Genomic DNA, 19512 nt, shown 5'->3' with positions numbered 1-19512 from the left:
CGACGGTAGCGCACCGGGGCTCGGACCGGCCGGCCGCCCGGGGACGACCGGCCGGCCGGATCAGATCTCGTCGATCAGGTCGGCGACCGAGTTGACGATGCGGGACGGGCGGTACGGGTACGTCTCGCTCTCCATCCGGCTGCTGATCCCGGTGAGCACCAGGATCGTCTCCAGCCCGGCCTCCAGCCCGCACAGCACGTCGGTGTCCATCCGGTCACCGATCATCGCGGTGGTCTCGCTGTGCGCGCCGATCGCGTTCAGCGCCGAGCGCATCATCATCGGGTTCGGCTTGCCGACGAAGTACGGCTTCACCCCGGTCGCCCGGGAGATCATCGCGGCGACCGAGCCGGCCGCCGGCAGCAGCCCCTCGGTGGACGGGCCGGTGGCGTCCGGGTTGGTGCAGATGAACCGGGCGCCGCCGTTGATCAGCCGGATCGCCTTGGTGATCGCCTCGAAGCTGTACGTCCGGGTCTCGCCGAGCACCACGTAGTCCGGGTCGAACTCGGTGAGCACGTAACCGGACGCGTGCATCGCGGTGGTCAGGCCGGCCTCGCCGATCACGTACGCCGTGCCGCCGGGCCGCTGGTCGGCCAGGAACTGCGCGGTGGCCAGGGCGGCCGTCCAGATCGACTGCTCGTCCACCTCGAAGCCCATCCGGGTGAGGCGGGCCTGCAGGTCACGCGGCGTGTAGATGGAGTTGTTGGTGAGGATCAGGAACGGTTTGCCGGACGCCTTCATCCGGTTGACGAACTCGGGCGCGCCCGGGACCGGCTCACCCTCGTGGACGAGCACGCCGTCCATGTCGGTGAGCCAGCTCTCGATGGCTTTGCGTTCCTTCATGCAGCGGCTCCAGGTCGTTTCGCAGGGGGGCAGCAGTCCGCCGGGCAGACGTCCCAGGTCGGGAGCGTACCCAGCCTGGTGTGCGCTTGATCACCCAGTCGCTCCTCGACGAGCTCGCGCACCATGGCGACGAATCGTGGGTGGACGCCGGGGGTGACGGCCCGGGCGTACCCGAGACCGAGCCGGGCGGCGGTCTCCCTCGCCTCGTTGTCCAGGTCCCAGATCACTTCGAGGTGATCGGAGACGAAGCCGATCGGGCTGACCACCACGTCGGTGACGCCCTTCTCGGCCAGCGCCTCGAGGTGATCGTTGACGTCCGGCTCCAGCCACGGGATGTGCGGCGGGCCGGAGCGGCTCTGCCAGACCAGGTCCCAGCCCAGGTCGTCGGCCGCGCGGGCGTGGACCAGGCGGGCGGTCTCCTCCAGCTGAGCGGTGTAACGGCCACCGGAGGGACCCGCGGTGCGGGCCATGCTGACCGGGATCGAGTGCGCGGTGAAGACGATCCGGGTGGTGGCGCGGCGGGCCGGGTCCAGGGTGGCCAGGGCGGCCCGGACCGCTTCGGCGTTCGGCTCGACGAAGCCCGGGTGGTCGTGGAACTGCCGCAGCTTGCTGATCCGCGGGGCTTTCGGCCCGACCGCCTTGCGCGCCGCGGCGATGTCCTCCCAGTACTGCTTGCAGGACGAATAGCCACCGTACGCACTGGTGGCGAAGCCGAGCGCGTGCTCGACACCGTCGTCCCGCATCCGCGCCACGGTGTCCGCGAGCATCGGGTGCCAGTTCCGATTGCCCCAGTACGCCGGCAGCGCGATGTCGTGCGCCGCGAACTCGGCCGACACCGCGGCCAGCAGGTCGCGGCACTGCTGGTTGATCGGGGACACCCCGCCGAAGTGCATGTAGTGCTCACGCACCTCGGCGAGGCGCTCGTCCGGAACGCCGCGCCCGCGCACCACGTTGCGCAGGAACGGCATCACGTCATCGGGTTTCTCCGGACCGCCGAAGGAGAGCAGGACGAACGCGTCGTAAGCCACCCGTCCATCCTGTCACCGCTCAGGCCCCGAGCGCGTGGTAGCCCCCGTCGACGTGGACCATCTCACCCGTCGTCGCCGGGAACCAGTCGGAGAGCAGCGCGCAGATGGCCCGCGCGGTCGGCTCGGTGTCGCTCAGGTCCCAGCCCAGCGGCGCCCGCTCCGACCAGGCCTCCTCGAACTGCTCGAAGCCCGGGATCGACTTGGCCGCCATGGTGCGCAGCGGACCGGCCGAGACCAGGTTGCTGCGGATGCCGTGCTTGCCCAGGTGCAGCGCGAGATAACGGTTCGCCGACTCGAGCCCGGCCTTGGCCACACCCATCCAGTCGTAGACCGGCCACGCCTTGGTCGCGTCGAAGGTCAGCCCGACGATCGACCCGCCGGAGCTCATCAGCGGCAGCGCAGCCGTGGCGAGCGACTTGTACGAGAACGTCGACACCTGGAGCGCCGTCGCCACGTCCTCCCACGGCGCGTCCAGGAAGCCGCCGCCGAGGCAGCTCTGCGGAGCGAAGCCGATCGAGTGGACCACGCCGTCCAGCCCGTCGACGTGCTCGCGCACCTTGTCGGCCAGGCCGGCCAGGTGCTCCTGATTGGTCACGTCCAGCTCGATGACCGGCGCGGGCTCGGGCAGGCGCTTGGCGATCCGCTCCACCAGCGACAGCCGGCCGAAGCCGGTGAGCACGACCGTGGCGCCGTTCTCCTGGGCCACCTTGGCCACGTTGAAAGCGATCGAGGCGTCGGTGATGACACCGGTGACTAGCAGCCGTTTTCCGGCCAGCAGTCCAGACAAGTTTCTCTCCTGAAGAAATTTGCGGCTGACAGATGCGGGGTCAGTGCCCCATGCCGAGGCCCCCGTCGACGGGGATCACGGCACCCGAGATGTATGCCGCGTTGTCGCTCGCCAGGAAGGTCACCGCGGCGGCGACCTCGTCGGGGCTGGCGAGGCGACCGGCCGGGACGGCCTTGATGATCTCGGCCTTGCGGGACTCCGGCAAGACCTCGGTCATCTCGGTCTCGATGAAGCCGGGCGCCACCACGTTCGCCGTGATGTTGCGGGTGCCCAGCTCGCGGGTGATGCTGCGGGCCACGCCGACCAGTCCGGCCTTGGACGCGGCGTAGTTGACCTGACCAGGACCGCCGTACAGGCCGACCACCGAGGAGATGAAGATCATCCGGCCCCACTTGGCGCGCAGCATCTTGGCGCTGGCCCGCTTGGCGACCCGGAACGAGCCGGTCAGGTTGGTGTCCAGGACCCGCTCGAACTGCTCCTCGGACATCCGCAGCAGCAGCGTGTCGTCGGTGATGCCGGCGTTCGCCACCAGCACCTCGACCGGGCCGAGCTCGTTCTCCACGAAGCTGAACGCGGCGTCCACCGACTCCGCGTCGGTCACGTCGCACTGCACGCCGAACAGGCCCTCCGGCGCGCCGGAGCCGCGGTGGGTGATGGCGACCCGGTCACCCTGCTTTTCGAACGCCCGGGCGATGGCCAGCCCGATGCCGCGGTTTCCGCCGGTCACCAACACGGTGCGAGGCACAGCGCAACTCCTTCGAGAGGTACGGGTCATACCCTGGTAGGGGGTACCGCAGGGCGACGACAGTCCTGTCCCGCGTCACTAGCCTGCTGGGAATGGAGACTATCGGCCCCCAGCGGCGGAGCTCGGTAATGGGGCCGCTGACTTACCTAACGTTCAAAAGGGAAACGCCCAGGCCCCCGATCCGGAGACGCGGTTTCCGCTACGCGATTCCGGTCCTGCTCTTCCTGCTGGTGAGCCTCGCCATGGGGATGGCCGCGACCCTGGAGGAGACCCGCACCCTGCCGCCGGTGGCGATCTACGCCATCTCGGCCGGCGCCGTGTTGCCGGTGGTCGTCGCCTACCGCCGCCCGGTCGCCGCCTGGCGGCTGACGTTCCTGATGCTCTTCATCGGTGTGATCAACGCGAATGTCGGCACGCACGAGGAGCCCTGGCCGTGGAACGCGGTGCAGATCGTCGCCACCCTGTTCGTGCTCGGCCGGCTCGCCACGGTCAGCGAGGCGCTGGTCACCGCCTGGGCCACCGTGCTCACCCTGGTCCCGGTCTTCCTGTTCGCCCCGCACGCCAACGTCTGGGGCGCGGCCACCGCGGTCGTGGCCGTCGCGGCGCTCGGCAGCATCGCCTCGTTCCGCCGCCGCGCCGGTGAGCTGATCGCCCGGCAGACCGAGCTCAGCGAGCTGGAACGGGCCCGCCGCGCGGTGCTGGAGGAGCGCACCCGGATCGCCCGCGAGATGCACGACGTGGTGGCGCACCACATGTCGATGATCGCGGTGCAGGCCGAGACCGCGCCCTACCGGCTGGCCGGCCTCCCCGAGGAGGCGAAAGACGAGCTGACGTCGATCGCCGGGGCGGCCCGGGAGGCGCTCGCCGACATGCGCCGGCTGCTCGGTGTGCTGCGCGCCGAGGACCAGGCCGCCGAGCGGGCCCCGCAGCCGGGTTACCCGGAGATCGCCGAGCTGGTGGCGACCGCGCGCAGGGCCGGGCTGCCGGTCACCGGGGAGCTGCCGCCGCTGGACGGGGTGGACGCGACGGCCGGGCTCACGGCGTACCGGATCGCGCAGGAGGCCCTGGCCAACGCGGCCCGGCACGCGCCGGGCGGCCCGGTGCGGATCCTGGCCCGCGCCGACGGCGACCGCTTGGAGCTGCGGGTCTCCAACGAGCTGACCTCCACCCCGGCCCCCGGGCACAAGGCGGGCCACGGATTGATCGGGATGCGTGAGAGGGTGGCTCTGCTGGGCGGCGAGCTGACCGCAGGCCCGGACGGCGCCGGGAGCTACCAGGTCCTGGCCCGGATCCCCCGACAACCCGAAGGTGCTCGATGATCAGGGTGTTGATCGCCGACGACCAGGCGATGGTCCGGCAGGGCTTCGGCGCGCTGCTGGCCGCGCAGCCCGACCTGCTGGTGGTCGGCGACGCGCCGGACGGGGCGGCCGCGGTGACCGCGGCCCGGCAGCTGAACCCGGACGTGATCCTGATGGACGTCCGGATGCCGGTGATGGACGGCCTGGAGGCGACCCGGCGGCTGGCCGGCGGTCACGACGGTCCGAAAATCCTCGTCCTGACCACCTTCGACCTCGACGACTACGTCTACGAGGCGCTCCGCGCCGGGGCCAGCGGCTTCCTGCTCAAGGACGCGCCGGCCGCCGACCTGGTGCAGGCGGTCCGCGTGGTGGCGGCCGGCGAGGCGCTGCTCGCCCCGTCGGTGACCCGCCGGCTGATCGCCGAGTTCGCCGCCCGGCCCGCGTCCGACCGGCCCCGCCCGGTGGCGCTGAACGCGCTCACCCCGCGCGAGACCGAGGTGCTGCGGCTGATCGCGCGCGGCCGGTCGAACCAGGAGATCGCCGCCGACCTGGTGGTCGCCGAGCAGACGGTGAAAACGCACGTCGGGCGCATCCTGACCAAGCTCGCGCTGCGGGACCGCGCGCAGGCCGTCGTCTTCGCCTACGAGACCGGCCTGGTCGCGGCGGGCGAATAGGAGCGGCACGCCGACAGAACACGGAAGGGTGGTCCGCGCCACCTCCGGCAGGCCTGAGTTTCTTAAGTTGTCTTTAAGAGGTACAGTTCCCGGCGGTTCCCAAGGCCCGACGAGCTGTGGAGGTGATCGCTGTGCGAGATAGCGATCCTCCTAGTCGTGGCCGGGACGCTCGTCAGCGCCTCTGACCGCTGACCAGGATTTCTCCCACCCGTTCCCACCGGATCCCGCCTGCTCGCGGGATTGCCGGGCGTGTCGTGTGCGCCGCGACATCCGGGGAACGGGCATGGCCGCGACGTGACCTGCGCACAGCAGTAACCCCCGCCAGTCACGATGCGGAAGGTGGCTCCACCATGAAGAACCTCATCGCGCCCCTCGGTCTCACCGTCCTGTCCGCGTGGGTCGTGCTCCTGTTCGTGCTCGCCTCGCACAACACCCCATAAGCCGTCACGGCAGGCGGGACGTCCACAGCAGACTGCTCGCCGCGCCGACCAGGGCCAGCAGCAGGGCGACCCCGGCGTACCACTGGGTCACCTCGCGCGGCTGCGTCCGGTGCCCGATCGAGCTGCCCATGTCCTCGTAGACCTTCTTCAGCTCGCTGACCGAGGCCGCCTCGTAGAAGTAGCCCTTGGTCCGCTCCGCCAGCTCCTGCAGCGAGAGCCGGTCCACCGGCACCCGCTGGAGCTGGCCGCGGATGTCCACCACGCCGGCGTCGGTGCCGAACGCGATCGTGCTGACCGGCACGTTCGCCCCGGCCGCGGCGGTGGCGGCGTCCTCGATCGAGCGACCGGACGTCCGATATCCGTCGGAGAGCAGCACGATCCGGGCCGGGGGCGCGCCGTCCGCGCCGTCGGCCGGCACCGAACGGATCGCGTCCAGTGAGGTGAACACCGCCTCCCCGGTCGCGGTCGCCTCGGCGAGGGTCAGGCTGTCGATCCCGGCGATCACCTCGGACCGGTCCTTGGTCGGCGCGACCAGCACGTTCGCCGCTTTCGCGAACGACACCAGGCCCAGGTTGTAGGTGGGCGGCAACTCGTTGACGAACGCCTTGGCCGCCTCCTGCGCGGCCTCGATCCGGGTCGGCGCCACGTCGTCGGCCTGCATCGACAGCGACACGTCGATGGCCAGCATCACGGTGGCGCGTTCCAGCGGCTGCTCGGTGTCCACCGAGGGGCGTGCCGTGGAGAACGCCAGCGCCGCCATCATCATCAGGAACGCGATCGCCGAGACGTGCCGGCGCCAGCCCAGGCCTTTCGGGGCGAGGGTGCGCAGCAGGTCGACGTTGGTGAAGCGCATCGCGTACTGCCGTTTGTGCAGTTGCCGCCAGACGTAGGCGCCGGCGACGGCGAGGACGGGCAGCAGCGTGAGCAGCCACCACGGAGCCAGGAAACGGATCATCGAGTGGTCCCCCGGGTGCGTGCGTGTCGTTGGGCGGCCACGAAGCGGACGATGTCCAGCAGCCAGTCGGTGTCGGTGCGCAGCCGCAGGTGCGAGGCGCCGGCCGCGCGCAGCGTCCGGGCGATCGCGGCGCGCTGCTCACCCGCCGCGGCCGCGTAACGCTGCCGCAGCCCTGGGTCGGTGGTCTGCACCTCGTGCAGCTCGCCGGACTCCGGATCGGCCAGGGTCAGCACGCCCACGTCGGGCAGCTCCAGCTCACGCGGGTCGACCACCTCGATGGCGAGCACGTCGTGCCGCACGCCGAGTTTGCGCACCGGCCGCGCCCAGCTCTCCACCGGCGCCAGGAAGTCGGAGATCACCACGGCCACCCCGCGCCGCCGCGGCGGCCGGTTCAGCATGTCGATCAGGGCGCCGAGGTCGGTCCGCCCCGGCCGGATCCGGGTGCGCGCGATCGCCCGCAGCAGGCCCTGCGCCTCCTTGCGGCCCGGCCGCGCCGGCATCCGCACCACCGACGGCCCGGGCGCGTCCTCGGTCACGGCCGCTTTCTTCTTGAAGAGACCACGAGCAAAACCGCTTCGGGGTACGCCGGAGCCGGTCCCGACCACGGCGCCGATCCTGTTCCCGCCCCGGGCGGTCAGGTGGGTGACCGCGGTGGCGGCGGCGATCACCAGGTCCTTCTTCAGCCACTTGGCGGTGCCGAAATCGAGGCTGGCCGACAGGTCGACGGCCAGCCAGGTCTCCAGCTCGCGGTCGGCCACCGTGCGCCGCACGTGCGGCAGCGTGGTGCGGGCGGTGACCGGCCAGTCCATCCGGCGCACGTCGTCGCCCGGCCGATACTCCCGGGACTCGCCGGCCTCGGTGCCCGGGCCGGGCAGCAGGCCCACGTAGTCGCCCTGGAGCAGGCCGTCGAGCTTGCGGGTGACCAGCAGCTGCAGCTTGGCCAGCACCGCCTCGGCCCGGGCCGCCTCCTCCAGCGGCGCCGGGACGGTGCCGCCGGCCGGGCCGGTCCGCGCCGCCTGGTCCGCCGACGCCGCGGCCGGGCCGGGCCAGGCCGCCTGAGGCTGCGGCACCGGGGCCGTGCCGCCCCAGGCCGGCTGAGGCTGCCCCGCCGGGGCGGTGCCGCCCGCGGCCGGGCCGGGCCAGGCCGCAGGCGGCTGGGGCGCCGGGGCGGATCCGATCGGCTGGCTCATGCCGGGCCGGGCCAGCCGGGGCCGTTCGGCGGGAACGGGGTGCCGGCGCCGTTCGCCGGGTAGCCCGCGCCGGCCGGCACGCCACTGGTCGGCGTCCCGGTCGGCGTGGGCGGGACGGGTGCGCCGTTCGGCGAGGTGCCCTGGCGGGAGGCGACCGACGGCATCGGCACCATCTGCATGATCCGGGCGACGATCTGGTCGGCCGGGACGTCGTCGGCGAGGGCGTCGTAGCTGAGCACCAGGCGGTGCCGCAGGATGTCCGGCGCGACGTCCTGCAGGTCCTGGGGCAGCGCGTAGTCCCGGCCGCGGAGCAGGGCCAGGGCGCGGGTGGCCCGGACGATGCCGAGCGAGGCACGCGGGCTGGCGCCGTACTGAATCAGCTGGGCCACGTCGGGCATGCCGTGCTGGGCCGGGGCGCGGGTGGCGAGGACCAGCCGGACCGTGTAGTCGACCAGCGCGTTGTGCACGAAGACCTGGTCGGCGCGGCGCTGGAGGGCGAGCAGGTCGGCCGGGGTGAACACCTGCTTGGGCTCCGGCGCGCTGACCCCCATCCGGTAGACGATCTCGCGTTCCTCGGCATCCGTCGGGTAGCCCACGATGATCTTCATGAGGAAGCGGTCGCGCTGCGCCTCGGGCAGCGGGTAGACGCCCTCCTGCTCGATCGGGTTCTGCGTGGCCATCACCAGGAACGGGTCGGGCACGTCGTAGCTCTTGCCGCCGATCGACACCTGGTGCTCGGCCATCACCTCGAGCAGGGCCGACTGCACCTTGGCCGGCGCGCGGTTGATCTCGTCGGCGAGCAGGAAGTTCACGAACACGGGGCCGAGCTCGACGTCGAACTTCTCGTTGCTCTGCCGGTAGATCCGGGTGCCGACGATGTCGGCGGGGACCAGGTCGGGGGTGAACTGGACCCGGGAGAACGTGCCGCCGACCACCTTGGCCAGGGTCTCGACGGCCAGCGTCTTGGCCACCCCGGGGACACCCTCCAGCAGGCAGTGCCCGCGGGCCAGCAGCGCCACGAACATCCGCTCGACCATCCGGTCCTGGCCGACGATGACCCGCTTGACCTCGAACATCGCCCGCTCGAGCTGCGACGCGTCGTGCGCCGGAGGGACCGGCACGGCCGGCTCCGGGCTGGTCTCGGTCTCGGGCGTGCTGGGCTGCGCCACCGGTCCTCCACAACGGTCAACATGTGCCGGCGCTGATGCCGACGCTCAAGACTTACACGACAGACAACTACACACGGCTGAGAGGTTCCTAGGAGCATAGAAACCCCGGCCGTCACCTGACCGTCATCATCGTCCCGGCGCCGCGAGATCTCCGCAGCCCAGGGCACTATCGGCCGAACATGTTGATCTTTCTGCGCGATCCGCCGGAACGGGCACGCTCACCGGGTGGATACGGAAGTCTTTGAACCGTGTAGCATTTACTTCGTCGCCGGGCGGCTTCCCCCGTGGCCGCCCGGCGCATAACGTCTTTCATTACTCCCGCGTCGTTCCATTAAGTTGGTCGACATGGTCGAGGAACTCTCCCCGCAGTGCTCCGCCAAAGGTTGTCGCGCGTCCGCGGCCTGGCAATTGTTGTGGAACAATCCCAAACTTCACGCCCCGGAATACCGCAAGACCTGGCTGGCCTGCGACGATCATCGGGTTTCCCTGGGCACGTTCCTGGAGGCCCGCTCCTTCCTCCGGGAAGTCACCCCTTTCGTCTCGGCAGACGATGCATCCGTCTCCTAGTCTCTAAACGTGAGCACGCCCTCGGTCGATGCCCTGCAACCCTGGCCCGACACGGTCCAGTGGCGCCCGGTCTCCGGCAAGTTGATCACTGTTGAGCTGATCGGCCTCGCCATCTGGCAGGTGATCCTGGTGGCCGGCCTGGCCGTCGGGTGGCTGTTCGTCCACCACTGGGGCTGGCTCGCCGGCATCGCCGCGGTGCTCGCCCTCGGCGTCTGGCGCGCCACGGTCGCCGTCCGCGCGGTGCGCGCCTGGGGATACGCGGAGCGCGACAACGACCTGATGGTCCGGCACGGCCTGCTGGTCCGCCGGTTGTCCATCGTTCCGTACGCGCGGATGCAGTTCGTGGACGTCACCGCCGGCCCGCTGGAGCGCGCGTTCGGGCTGGCCACCGTGCAGTTGCACACCGCGGCGGCGGCCAGCGACGCCCAGGTGCCCGGCCTGCCGCCGGAGGAGGCGGCCCGGCTGCGCGACCGGTTGACCGCCCTCGGCGAGGACCGGGCCGAGGGCCTGTGACCGCCACCGAGACCCCCGAGCAGGCCGCCCGGCAGCGGCTGCACCCGCTCAGCCCGCTGCTGCACGGCGCCAAGAGCCTCTTCGTGATCGTCGCGGCGCTCTCCTGGCAGGCGCTGCGCGAGCTCGGCCCGACGCACTTCGCCATGGTGGTGCTGGCCGTCGCGGTGGGCGCGGTGATCTTCTCGGCGGTCGGCTGGTGGACCACCGGATACCAGGTGGTGGCCCGGGAGCTGCGGATCACCGAGGGGCTGATCTGGCGGCGCAACCGGGCCATCCCGCTCGACCGGCTCCAGTCGGTGGAGGTGCGCCGGCCGCTGCTGGCCCAGTTCAGCGGGCTGGCCGAGCTGCGCCTGGAGGTGGTCGGCGGCGGCAAGGCCGAGGCGCCACTGGCCTATCTGACCGTCCGGGAGGCCGCCGCGCTGCGGGAACGGCTGCTGGCGCTCTCCGGGCGTACGCCAGAGGTGTCCGTCGCCGAGGCGGACCCCGCGGCCGGGCCGCGGACCGCGAGCCCCGGCGAACAGTCCCTGCACGCGGTCGGCAACCGGGAGCTGCTGATCAGCCAGCTGCTCACCCCGCAGGCGTTCTTCCTGCCGATCGGCGTGGCGTGGGTGGTCACCCAGTTCGTGATGGAGGGGTCGTGGACCTTCATCGGGATCGCCAGCACGGTCACCGCGATGGCCGGCGTGCTGCTCCAGCCGATCCGCCGGGTGCTGCGGGACTGGGACTTCCGGCTGGCGCGCGACCCGGGCGGGCGGCTGCTGCTGCACTACGGGCTGACCGAGACGCGCAGCCAGGTGGTGCCGCTGCACCGGGTGCAGGCGGTCCGGATCACCTGGCCGTTCCTGTGGCGGCTGACCAGCTGGCTCTATCTGCAACTCGACGTCGCCGGGTACGGCGCGCCGGAGCGCGGCAACGACACCGGCTCGGACCGGCTGCTGCCGGTCGGCGACCAGCACGCGGCCCGGCTGGTGGTCGGCGCGGTGCTGCCCGGCGTCGACCTGGCCGCGCTCGCCACCTCGCCGCCGCCGGCCCGGGTGCGCTGGCTGCACCCGGTCGGGCTGCGGTTCATGGGCGTCGGGCTGCACCCGGACGTGCTGGTGACCCGGGAGGGGCGGCTGTCCCGGGAGATGACGCTGGTGCCTTACGCCCGGTTGCAGAGCGTGCGGGTGGTGCAGGGGCCGTTGCAGCGGATGCTCCGGCTGGCCACGGTCTATGCCGACGCGGCCGGTGGGCGGTCGGGCGCGGCCCGGGACCGGGACCTGGCCGAGGCGTGGGCGCTCGCCGACGAACTGGCCCGCCGGGCCCGGCTCGCCCGGCACCCGATCCCGCCGCCGGCGCCCGCCGCGCCGTCCGATCTCGGTCAACCCGCTGACGAGACGTTCTGGCAGCGGCCCGCACAAGCTTAAGCTGTGCCAATGGAGCTACCGGAGTTCGCTCCCGGCCTCAGCGCCCGGGTGGAGTTGAGGGTCACCGACGCCGACACCGCACAGGCCCTCGGCTCCGGCGACGTGCCGGTGCTCGCCACGCCGCGGGTGCTGGCCCTGGCCGAGGCCGCCACCGTGGCGGCGACCGCGCGGCAGCTGCCCGGCGGGGTCACCACCGTGGGCACCCGCGCCGAAGTGGAGCACCGGGCCGCGGCGCCGGTCGGTCGCACGGTTGTCGGGCAGGCCACGCTGACCAAGGTGGACGGGCGCAAGCTGGTCTTCGAGGTGAACGTCAAGGACGGGGACACGGTGGTGGCCGACGTGCGGGTGGAGCGGATGCTGGTCGACCGGCAGCGCTTCATCGCCAAGGCGCTCGGCGACTAAGGCCTGCCCTGACCCTGGATCTCCGCGCCCCAGCGGGCGGTGACCTCGGCCGGGGTCGGCATCGCGGTGGCGCCGCCCTGGCGCTCGCAGACCAGGCCGGCCACCGCGAGGGCGAAGCGGACGTGGCCCTGCCAGTCGGCCAGGCCGGCCGGGCGGCCGCCGGCCAGGAGCCGGCTGACCAGCGCGCCCATCACCGAGTCGCCGGCGCCGGTGGCATCGATCGCGCGCACCGACGGGGCCGGCAGCGTGGCCGCGCCGTCCGCGGCGGCCACGTGCGCGCCCCGCGCGCCGCAGGTCACCACCACGGCCCGCGCGCCCAGCGACCGGATCCGCTCGGCGGCGGCCGCGGGATCCGGCTCGCCGTAAAGCAACTGCGCGTCGGCGAGACTGAGTTTGACCAGGTCGGCGGTGGCGAAGAACTCCTCGACCAGCTCGCGCAGGGCGGTCAGCGCGGCCTCGTCGGGGAGCAGTTTCGGGCGGACGTTGGGGTCGAAGACGCGCAGGCCGGCGAAACCGTCCCAGGCCGCCCGGGCAGCGGCCCGGAACGGCTCGCGGAGCAGGCAGATCGAGCCGGTGTAGAGCACGCTCGCGCCGGCCAGGCCGTCCCGGTCCAGATCCGCCTCGCTGAGCAGGGCGTAGGACGGCGGCTCGCCGTAAAACGTGAAGGACGGCTCGGCGCCCTCGAAGGTGGTGACCGCCAGGGTGGTCGGGACGCCGACGCGGCGGACGCCCCGCTCGCCGACGCCGGCCTCGGCCAGGAAGGCGGCGATCCGGTCGCCGAGCACGTCGGTGCCGAGCGTGCCGGAGTATTCCACCCGGCCGCCGAGCCGGGCCACCGCGACGGCGACGTTGAGCGGCGCGCCGCCGATCGCCTGGCGATAGATCAGCTCACCGTCGTGCTCCGCCTCGAGAAGGTCGATCAGCGCCTCACCCAGCACCACCGCGTAGCCCATGCCGCTCCTCCGTCGTCGGACTCCAGCCTCGCGGTCGGCGGCGCAGAAATCCAGTCGCGACAAATCCTCATTTGTCAGAATTGGTACATGTTAACTAGCGTGCTGTCCGCCGTCCTCGCCCTCGTCCCGATCCCCGCCCCGGCCACGTTCCAGACCTGGAAGCCCGGGGTCCAGGCGGTCACCTACGACCCGGCGGTGGTGCCGGTCGGCGCCACCGCGCAGGTCGCGTTCAGCTCGACCGGGCAGAACCTGTGGGTGGAACTGGAGGTGACCGGGCTGGTGCCGGGGCACGCGTACGGCGCGCACATGCACGTCGCCGGGTGCGGCCGGGACCCCAAGGCGGCCGGCCCGCACTACCAGCACCGGCCGGATCCGGTCAGCCCGTCGGTCGACCCGGCGTACGCCAACCCGGCGAACGAGATCTGGCTGGACTTCACCGCCGACGCCCGGGGCGCGGCCACCGTCCGCCACGAGCAGCAGTGGATGTTCGCCGACGACCGGCTGCCCAAGTCGCTCGTGCTGCACGCCGAGACGACCCGGACCGGGCCCGGCGTGGCCGGCATGGCGGGGGCCCGGGTCGGCTGCCTCGACCTGCCGTTCGGCTACGGGACTGGCGGCGGACGATGAATGGGGGCAGGCGGTAACGTCGGGGCACAGCTGAGAATACGGAGGCACCCCACGATGGCGCAGAAGGACGGCGGCACCACCCCCGCACCCAAGACGGAGTCACACGACCCGGCCTTCCCGGAAGCGTTCTTGCAGTTCATGCGGACCGGCTGGCGTGAGGACCCGATCTCCATCACGCCGCTGCCCGAGGTGCCGAATTACGCGAAGCGCCGGGCCGCGCTCTCCGAGGCGTTCCCCGGCGAGACGCTGATCATCCCGAGCGGCAACGAGAAGGTGCGGGCCAACGACACCGACTACCCGTTCCGCCCCGGCAGCGACTTCTTCTACCTGACCGGCGACCGCGACCCGGACAGCGTGCTGATCCTGCACCCGAGCGGCTCCGGGCACGAGGCGGTGCTGTTCACCCGGGAGCGCAACTCCAAGGACACCGACCGCTTCTTCCGGGACCGCAACGGCGAGCTCTGGATCGGCCGCACCCACACCCTCGCCGAGAAATCGGCCGAGCTGGGCCTGGAGACGGCGTCGCTGGGCCACCTCGGCTCGGCGCTGGCCCTCTCCGCGCCGGGCCGCACCCGGGTGCTGCGCGGCCTGGACGCCAACGTCGACCGGGCGATCCTCGCCTACGAGCCGGACCGGTCCCAGCCGCGCGACCGCGAGCTGGCCTGGGTGCTCTCCGAGCTCAAGCTGGTCAAGGACGAGTGGGAGATCGCCCAGCTCCAGGCCGCCGTCGACGCCACGGTGCTCGGCTTCGAGGACGTCGCCCGGGTCCTGCCGGCCGACCGCGGGGTCAAGGAGCGCCTGCTGGAGGGCGTGTTCGGGCTGCGCGCCCGGCACGACGGCAACGACCTGGGTTACGGCTCGATCGTCGGCGCCGGCGCGCACGCGACGATCCTGCACTGGGTGCGCAACACCGGCGTGACCGCGCCCGGCGAGTTGCTGCTGATGGACATGGGGGTGGAGGGGCACAACCTCTACACCGCCGACGTCACCCGCACCGTCCCGGTCTCCGGCACGTTCACGCCGCTCCAGCGGCAGGTCTACGACATCGTGCACGCGTCGCAGCAGGCCGGCATCGACGCGATCCGGCCCGGCGTGCTGTACAAGGACGTGCACCAGGCGTGCATGCGGGTGCTCGCCGAGGGCCTGCACGACCTGGGCCTGCTGCCGGTCGGGGTGGACGAGGCGATGGCCGAGGACAGCACGATCTACCGGCGGTGGACGCTGCACGGGTTCGGGCACATGCTCGGCATCGACGTGCACGACTGCTCGAACGCGCGGAACGAGACGTACCGGGACGGTTCGCTCCAGGAGGGTTACGTGCTCACCGTCGAGCCAGGGCTGTACTTCCAGCCCGAGGACGACCTGGTGCCGGCCGAGCTGCGCGGCATCGGCATCCGGATCGAGGACGACGTGCTGGTCACCGCGGACGGCTGCCGCAACCTGTCGGACGGCCTGCCCCGCTCGTCGGCCGACGTCGAGTCGTGGCTGGCGGCCCAGCGGGAGGCGGGGCCCCGCCTGCCGGGCTGAGCCGTCGCGGACGCCCGGCGCCACTGCCGCGCCGGGCGTCGTGTTTGCGGGACGCTGCGAGGATTGACGGATCCTGCGTTCCGCCGACTCCGGGAGCCGCTGTGACCGACGCCCCACCCTTCCTCGTCGACGTCGAGCGGAGCGACGGCCGGGTGGCCGTCGAGGTTCGCGCCGAGGGACGCCGGCACTCCGCCGTCGTGGAGCGGGTGCACGACCCGCGGCTGCACCCGCACATCCCGATCGGCACCCGCGAGCGGCAGCACCTGCGGATGACGGTCGACGACCTGCCGGTCGGCCTGCGGCCGGGGCCGGGACGCTGGTCCCGGCACTCCTACCGGGTGGTGGCCGAGCACGACGGCCGTCAGTACGTGTACCGCCCGCTGACGGCCGAGCGCAGCCGCCTGCTGCGGGACGGCTTCCCGGTCGGTGACTTCACCGTTCCGGACCTGGGGGTGCTCGCCGACTGGGCGGGCACCCCGGAGCCGGTCGACGCGGCAATCGGTTACGCGCTGGCCGCCGCGTTCGGCGCGGGCGCCGAGTTCTTCCTCGTCGCCTTCCTCGAGCACCCGGCCCTCTGAGACCGGTCGTGACCGGCGGCCCGGACGGTCAGCCGGCCTTGTAGTCGGAGATGAGGAAGCACTCCGCCGCGCCCGGGTCGTCGCTGACGTTGATGGTCACCTTCACCGGGTGGCCGTCGGTCGCGTCGTACTCCGTGTTCACCTCGCCGCCGTCGTCGGCGCTGGTCTGTGCCATCTCGACGAGCTGGCCGAGGCTCGGGACCTCGATCTCCTCGCCCTCGTCGCCGGTGATCGGGCCGAGGTCGACGGCGGCCGACGCGCCCGGGTCGGCCGCCGAGGCGCCCACCCGGGAGTAATCGGTGACCTGGCCGGACTTCACGGTGGCCTGATAGCGCCCGAGCGGCTTGGCGGGGTCACAGCCGCGGGTCAGCACGAACGAGTAACCGCCCGGCTCGGTCCAGGCCGGCGCCGAGCCGGCGGCCGCCGCACCGGCGGCCGTGGCCGACGGCTCGCTGAACCTCGGCTCGTCGGACGACGACGAACTGCACCCGGCAATCGCACCGACCAGGGCAACCGCGCACAGGGCACGCTCGAACCGCACAACGACCTCCGCTTCGGGTGCCCGCCGACCACCGGCGAGCCCACCCGGCGCAATCTAGCCCAGCCGCGCACCCGTCCTCAGCCGAGGTCGGACACGAACACGGCGACCTGGCGGGCCGGGACGCTCAGCTCGGCGCCGTCCACCTTGGTCACCGCGGAGGCGCCGCGCAGCACCGGGTCCGCCGAGGCGGTCAGCTCCGGGTGCGGCCGCAGCGGCTCCTCGACCGGGACCACCTGGCAGGTCGGCTCGTCGGTGGCGTTGAAGACCACCACGATCCGCCGCCAGCGCTCGTCCAGGCCGGTCCCGTCCAGGCACATCACGATCACCCCGGGCGTCTCGGCCGGGCCGCCCAGCGGGAACGTCAGCCGCCGCTGCACCTCCTCGGCGGTCGGCAGCCCGAAGACCGGCGACGACCGCCGGATCCGGAGCAGCTCCCGGTACCGCTCGGCGGTCAGGTTGATCACCTCGGCGCCGGGCACCAGCGCCGGGTCGGCCAGCAGCGGCCGGGCGAAGTCCCACTTGTCACCGTTGTCGGCGAACGGGGGCAGCCCGAGGCCGAACCCGTTGCCCTGCCCGGGGTCCCAGCGGATCTGGTTGAACCAGTCGCCGGAGTCGAACGAGTTGCGGTCGAGCGACTTGGACCGCAACCGCTCGCTGCCCAGCGCCACGAACCCGGCACCCTGCCCGAGCACCACCAGCGACAGCGCCAGCACCTGCATCCGGGCCCGGTCCACCGGCCGGGTGCCGGGCGGCAGCTTGAACGCCATCGCGTCGTAGAGGATCTCGTTGTCGTGCGCGTCGACGTAGTTCACCGTCTCGCCGGGCGAGGCCGCGTAGCCGCACGGCGAGCCGTTGTAGTCGACCTGGGCGCCGCTGCGCTCCACCCCGTCGTGGGTGACGAACCGATAGGTCGCCAGCCCGCCGGCCAGCCCGACCTTGAGCCGGTCGTGCACCAGCCCGGGTGTGCGCGAGCCGAGCCCGGTGGCGAACCCGGGCACCCCCGGATCGTCACCGAACGCCCCACCCCCGCGGGCCGCGTCACGCAGCCGGTCGTTGAACGACCCGATCCCGGTGCCGGCCATGTTGACCTGGGTGGCCTGGGCGAACCGGGCGTCGTACGCCACCTCGCCGAAGTTCCACCCCTCGCCGTACAGGCAGATGTCCCGCCCGCCCTCGACCCGGTGGTCGAGGGCGAGCCGCGCCTCCAGGATGTTCGACCGCGGATGATGTCCCATCAGGTCGAACCGAAAACCGTCTATCTTGTACGCCTGAGCCCAGGTCACCAGCGAGTCGATGACCAGCTTGCCCATCATCATGTGCTCGGTCGCGGTGTTCGGGCAGCAGGTCGACTCGGCGGTGCTGCCGTCGGCGAGCAGCCGGTGGTAATAGCCCGGGACGATCCGGTCCAGCACGCTGAACCGGTCGAGGCCGTCGCCCATCGTGTGGTTGTAGACCACGTCGAGGACCACCCGCAGGCCGGCGGCGTTCAGCGCGGCCACCGCCCGGCGCAGCTGGAGGATCCGGGCGCCGCCCGCCGGGTCGGTGGCGTAACTACCCTCCGGCGTGGTCCAGTGCCACGGGTCGTAACCCCAGTTGTAGCCGTCGCGATCGGCGACCGCCGCGACCGCGCGCTGCTGCTCGGCCGAGTCGGGCGGGAAGGACGCCAGGTCGCACGCCGGCTGGGCCCGGTCGGCGCGGCGGTCCGGGACGGTGGCGAAGTCGTTGACCGGCAGCAGGTGCACGTGGGTGAGGCCGGCCTCGGCGAGGGAGCGCAGGTGCCGCATGCCGTCCGAACCGGACCGGGTGAAGGCCAGGTAGGTGCCGCGCTCCGCGGCCGGCACCGAGCCGTCGAAGATGGAGAAGTCGCGGACCGAGACCTCGGCGATCTGCATCCGGGCCGGCGCGACGGCGGCCGGTTTCTCCAGGTCGTCCCAGCCCGCCGGGCGGTGATCGTGGACGAGGTCGACGAGGTGGCTGTGCGTCGAGTCCGTCGCCAGCGACACCGAGTACGGATCGGTGACGCTCGTCGTCACGATCCGCTGGGCGGCCGGGTGCCACACCTCCACCCGATACCGGTAGTAACGGCCGAGCCACTTGCGCTTGACCGGGATCGACCACACCCCGGTGAGGTCGTCCCGCTCCATCGCCAGCACCCGTGGCTCGCCGGACGGCTCCCGGAACAGCTCCAGGCACACGGTCCGGGCGGTCGGCGCCCAGACCGCCAGCCGCGGCTGGTCGGCGTCCAGGGTCAGGCCCAGGTCGGCGTCGGCGGCCTCCAGGTAGAGGTCGTCGAGCACGCCGGCGATCTGCACCGCGGTCCGCGCGGTCAGCTCGCCGCCCGGGGCCCGGCCCTCGACCAGCAGCCGGTCGCGCAGCAGGTCGCCGAGCGCGGTGTCGCCCAGCTCCCGCACCGCGAAGGCGCGATAGGCCCGCAGGTGCGGGAAGCGGCGGCTCTGCGCCTGGAACAGCCCGCCCGGGCGCGGGGTGAGCGCCATCGGACCGCCGGCGCCGAGCAGCTCGAAGGTGGCGGCCCGGGCGGCGAACCACTCGGGCAGCGCCACCGTGGTGCGGTCGACGAAGACGGCCAGGGCGCGGGCCGGGTCCCGCTCCGGGCCGAGGGTGCCCAGGTCGGGGCGGATCGGCTCGACCGTGCCGGCCAGCAACCAGACCTCGCGCGCCACGGTCAGGTCGAGGCGCTGGTCGGCGGGGAGGTCCTTCTCCTCGCCGCGGTGCAGCACGTAGCGCAGGCCGACGGCGTCCGGCGCGAGCGGGACGCGGAACACCGCGCCGAAGGCGTCGAAGCGGGACGGTGCCATGGGCGTACGCCAAGGGGTTCTGCTCTCCCGGGGGACGCCCTCCCAGAAGTGCAGGCCCCACCCGGAGTAGTCGCCGTCCGGGCGTCGGTAATGGATCTCGGCGAAGCCGGGATCCGGGCCGGGCGGCGGGCCGGACAGTGCGACGCGGCGGTCGCCGGAGGTCAGCCAGATCTCGCGATGCTCGCGGACGTCGACGGCGCGATCGAGATCGACGTCTTTCACCCCGTCGGCGCGGACCGCGACGAAGTGCACCGACTCGGCCCGGTCGGCGAGCCGCACCCAGGCGAAGCGCCCGGACGCGTCCTCGCCGGCGAATGGATGGCCGCCCGGGAACGTGATCTCCTGACCGGGAGCGACATCGCCCCACGCGTGCAACGACCACCCCGTGTAGTCGCCGTCAGGACGGTGGTAGTGCACGATCAGCCAGGACACCGCCACATCGTCGCACCGAGGTGA

19 protein-coding genes are annotated in these 19512 nt (G+C 72.5%); 9 read left to right on the top strand and 10 right to left on the bottom strand.

All coding sequences use genetic code 11. The features are described from left to right. Nucleotides 1-60: 60 nt before the first annotated feature. From Aiant_RS31050 to fabG, 4 genes are read right to left on the bottom strand one after another with little or no spacing between them, the layout of a single operon-like run. Entirely contained in the window at nucleotides 61-897 is an 837-nt protein-coding gene (locus Aiant_RS31050) for an HAD-IIA family hydrolase (RefSeq protein ID WP_425322724.1), read from the bottom strand. Further along, the gene (locus Aiant_RS31045; protein WP_189336724.1) at nucleotides 837-1868 is read right to left on the bottom strand and encodes a ferrochelatase; all 1032 of its coding nucleotides are present in this window, start codon (nucleotides 1866-1868) and stop codon (nucleotides 837-839) included. Before Aiant_RS31045 ends, Aiant_RS31050 begins: the two co-directional genes overlap by 61 nt. Before the next feature lie 19 nt (nucleotides 1869-1887). Then, nucleotides 1888-2655 carry an enoyl-ACP reductase FabI gene (gene fabI, locus Aiant_RS31040; RefSeq protein ID WP_189336723.1) on the bottom strand — a complete coding sequence of 256 codons (768 nt, stop codon included), beginning with the start codon at nucleotides 2653-2655 and terminating at the stop codon, nucleotides 1888-1890. A gap of 40 nt (nucleotides 2656-2695) precedes the next feature. Then, nucleotides 2696-3400: a beta-ketoacyl-ACP reductase gene (gene fabG / locus Aiant_RS31035; protein ID WP_189336722.1), complete on the bottom strand. Its 705-nt coding sequence runs from the start codon at nucleotides 3398-3400 to the stop codon at nucleotides 2696-2698. A 230-nt stretch (nucleotides 3401-3630) separates the two neighbouring features. Between fabG and Aiant_RS31030 the strand changes: the two genes are divergently transcribed. Together Aiant_RS31030 and Aiant_RS31025 are read left to right on the top strand one after the other, a co-directional pair. After that, on the top strand, nucleotides 3631-4719 hold the full coding sequence (locus Aiant_RS31030) for a sensor histidine kinase (protein ID WP_229831464.1): 1089 nt from the start codon (nucleotides 3631-3633) through the stop codon (nucleotides 4717-4719). Then, the gene (locus Aiant_RS31025; RefSeq protein ID WP_189336720.1) at nucleotides 4716-5372 is read left to right on the top strand and encodes a response regulator; all 657 of its coding nucleotides are present in this window, start codon (nucleotides 4716-4718) and stop codon (nucleotides 5370-5372) included. The genes Aiant_RS31030 and Aiant_RS31025 overlap by 4 nt, the downstream gene beginning before the upstream one ends. A gap of 444 nt (nucleotides 5373-5816) precedes the next feature. Here the strand turns inward: Aiant_RS31025 and Aiant_RS31020 are convergent, their stop codons facing one another. Genes Aiant_RS31020 through Aiant_RS31010 form a run of 3 tightly spaced genes read right to left on the bottom strand, consistent with a single transcriptional unit; the run spans nucleotide 5817 to nucleotide 9126 of the window. Continuing rightward, nucleotides 5817-6767, bottom strand: a complete 951-nt coding sequence (locus Aiant_RS31020; RefSeq protein WP_189336719.1) for a VWA domain-containing protein — start codon at nucleotides 6765-6767, stop codon at nucleotides 5817-5819. After that, nucleotides 6764-7957, bottom strand: coding sequence for a DUF58 domain-containing protein (locus tag Aiant_RS31015; protein WP_229831463.1), 1194 nt, complete (start codon nucleotides 7955-7957; stop codon nucleotides 6764-6766). Before Aiant_RS31015 ends, Aiant_RS31020 begins: the two co-directional genes overlap by 4 nt. Continuing rightward, on the bottom strand, nucleotides 7954-9126 hold the full coding sequence (locus tag Aiant_RS31010; protein WP_189336718.1) for an AAA family ATPase: 1173 nt from the start codon (nucleotides 9124-9126) through the stop codon (nucleotides 7954-7956). The genes Aiant_RS31015 and Aiant_RS31010 overlap by 4 nt, the downstream gene beginning before the upstream one ends. A gap of 345 nt (nucleotides 9127-9471) precedes the next feature. Here Aiant_RS31010 and Aiant_RS31005 point away from each other — a divergent pair, with 345 nt between their 5' ends. From Aiant_RS31005 to Aiant_RS30990, 4 genes are read left to right on the top strand one after another with little or no spacing between them, the layout of a single operon-like run. After that, entirely contained in the window at nucleotides 9472-9693 is a 222-nt protein-coding gene (locus tag Aiant_RS31005; protein WP_189336717.1) for a hypothetical protein, read from the top strand. Nucleotides 9694-9702: 9 nt separating this feature from the next. After that, nucleotides 9703-10206, top strand: coding sequence for a PH domain-containing protein (locus tag Aiant_RS31000; RefSeq protein ID WP_189336716.1), 504 nt, complete (start codon nucleotides 9703-9705; stop codon nucleotides 10204-10206). After that, nucleotides 10203-11612 (top strand): PH domain-containing protein, encoded by a 1410-nt coding sequence (locus Aiant_RS30995; protein WP_189336715.1) that lies wholly within the window; start codon nucleotides 10203-10205, stop codon nucleotides 11610-11612. Before Aiant_RS31000 ends, Aiant_RS30995 begins: the two co-directional genes overlap by 4 nt. Before the next feature lie 9 nt (nucleotides 11613-11621). Further along, a complete protein-coding gene (locus tag Aiant_RS30990) occupies nucleotides 11622-12014 on the top strand; it encodes a thioesterase family protein (protein ID WP_189336714.1) in 393 nt (130 codons plus the stop codon). Here the strand turns inward: Aiant_RS30990 and Aiant_RS30985 are convergent. After that, entirely contained in the window at nucleotides 12011-12967 is a 957-nt protein-coding gene (locus Aiant_RS30985; protein ID WP_189336713.1) for a carbohydrate kinase family protein, read from the bottom strand. The two genes, Aiant_RS30990 and Aiant_RS30985, sit on opposite strands and share 4 nt — an antisense overlap. Before the next feature lie 87 nt (nucleotides 12968-13054). Between Aiant_RS30985 and Aiant_RS30980 the strand changes: the two genes are divergently transcribed. From Aiant_RS30980 to Aiant_RS30970, 3 genes are all read left to right on the top strand, one after another. Continuing rightward, the gene (locus Aiant_RS30980) at nucleotides 13055-13594 is read left to right on the top strand and encodes a superoxide dismutase family protein (RefSeq protein WP_189336712.1); all 540 of its coding nucleotides are present in this window, start codon (nucleotides 13055-13057) and stop codon (nucleotides 13592-13594) included. Between the two features lie 54 nt (nucleotides 13595-13648). Beyond that, on the top strand, nucleotides 13649-15121 hold the full coding sequence (locus Aiant_RS30975; RefSeq protein ID WP_189336711.1) for an aminopeptidase P family protein: 1473 nt from the start codon (nucleotides 13649-13651) through the stop codon (nucleotides 15119-15121). Between the two features lie 101 nt (nucleotides 15122-15222). After that, nucleotides 15223-15699 carry a hypothetical protein gene (locus tag Aiant_RS30970; protein ID WP_189336710.1) on the top strand — a complete coding sequence of 159 codons (477 nt, stop codon included), beginning with the start codon at nucleotides 15223-15225 and terminating at the stop codon, nucleotides 15697-15699. A gap of 28 nt (nucleotides 15700-15727) precedes the next feature. Here Aiant_RS30970 and Aiant_RS30965 read toward each other — a convergent pair whose 3' ends face one another. Together Aiant_RS30965 and pulA are read right to left on the bottom strand one after the other, a co-directional pair. After that, on the bottom strand, nucleotides 15728-16240 hold the full coding sequence (locus Aiant_RS30965) for a hypothetical protein (RefSeq protein WP_189336709.1): 513 nt from the start codon (nucleotides 16238-16240) through the stop codon (nucleotides 15728-15730). Between the two features lie 77 nt (nucleotides 16241-16317). Beyond that, the gene (pulA, locus tag Aiant_RS30960; protein WP_189336708.1) at nucleotides 16318-19488 is read right to left on the bottom strand and encodes a pullulanase-type alpha-1,6-glucosidase; all 3171 of its coding nucleotides are present in this window, start codon (nucleotides 19486-19488) and stop codon (nucleotides 16318-16320) included. Nucleotides 19489-19512 lie beyond the last annotated feature (24 nt).

Source organism: Actinoplanes ianthinogenes, from assembly GCF_018324205.1.
Classification (GTDB): domain Bacteria; phylum Actinomycetota; class Actinomycetes; order Mycobacteriales; family Micromonosporaceae; genus Actinoplanes; species Actinoplanes ianthinogenes.
Note: the sequence above shows the minus strand (reverse complement) of the source record. Positions and strands in the feature narration are given on the sequence as shown.

Bases quoted from the DNA above. Each gene is read 5' to 3' on its own strand.
- Aiant_RS30980 (WP_189336712.1), top strand. From the start codon at position 13,055: ATGTTAACTAGCGTGCTGTCCGCCGTCCTCGCCCTCGTCCCGATCCCC.
- Aiant_RS31020 (WP_189336719.1), bottom strand. From the start codon at position 6,767: ATGATCCGTTTCCTGGCTCCGTGGTGGCTGCTCACGCTGCTGCCCGTC.
- Aiant_RS31005 (WP_189336717.1), top strand. From the start codon at position 9,472: ATGGTCGAGGAACTCTCCCCGCAGTGCTCCGCCAAAGGTTGTCGCGCG.
- Aiant_RS30990 (WP_189336714.1), top strand. From the start codon at position 11,622: ATGGAGCTACCGGAGTTCGCTCCCGGCCTCAGCGCCCGGGTGGAGTTG.
- Aiant_RS30985 (WP_189336713.1), bottom strand. From the start codon at position 12,967: ATGGGCTACGCGGTGGTGCTGGGTGAGGCGCTGATCGACCTTCTCGAG.
- Aiant_RS30975 (WP_189336711.1), top strand. From the start codon at position 13,649: ATGGCGCAGAAGGACGGCGGCACCACCCCCGCACCCAAGACGGAGTCA.
- Aiant_RS31025 (WP_189336720.1), top strand. From the start codon at position 4,716: ATGATCAGGGTGTTGATCGCCGACGACCAGGCGATGGTCCGGCAGGGC.
- Aiant_RS31015 (WP_229831463.1), bottom strand. From the start codon at position 7,957: ATGAGCCAGCCGATCGGATCCGCCCCGGCGCCCCAGCCGCCTGCGGCC.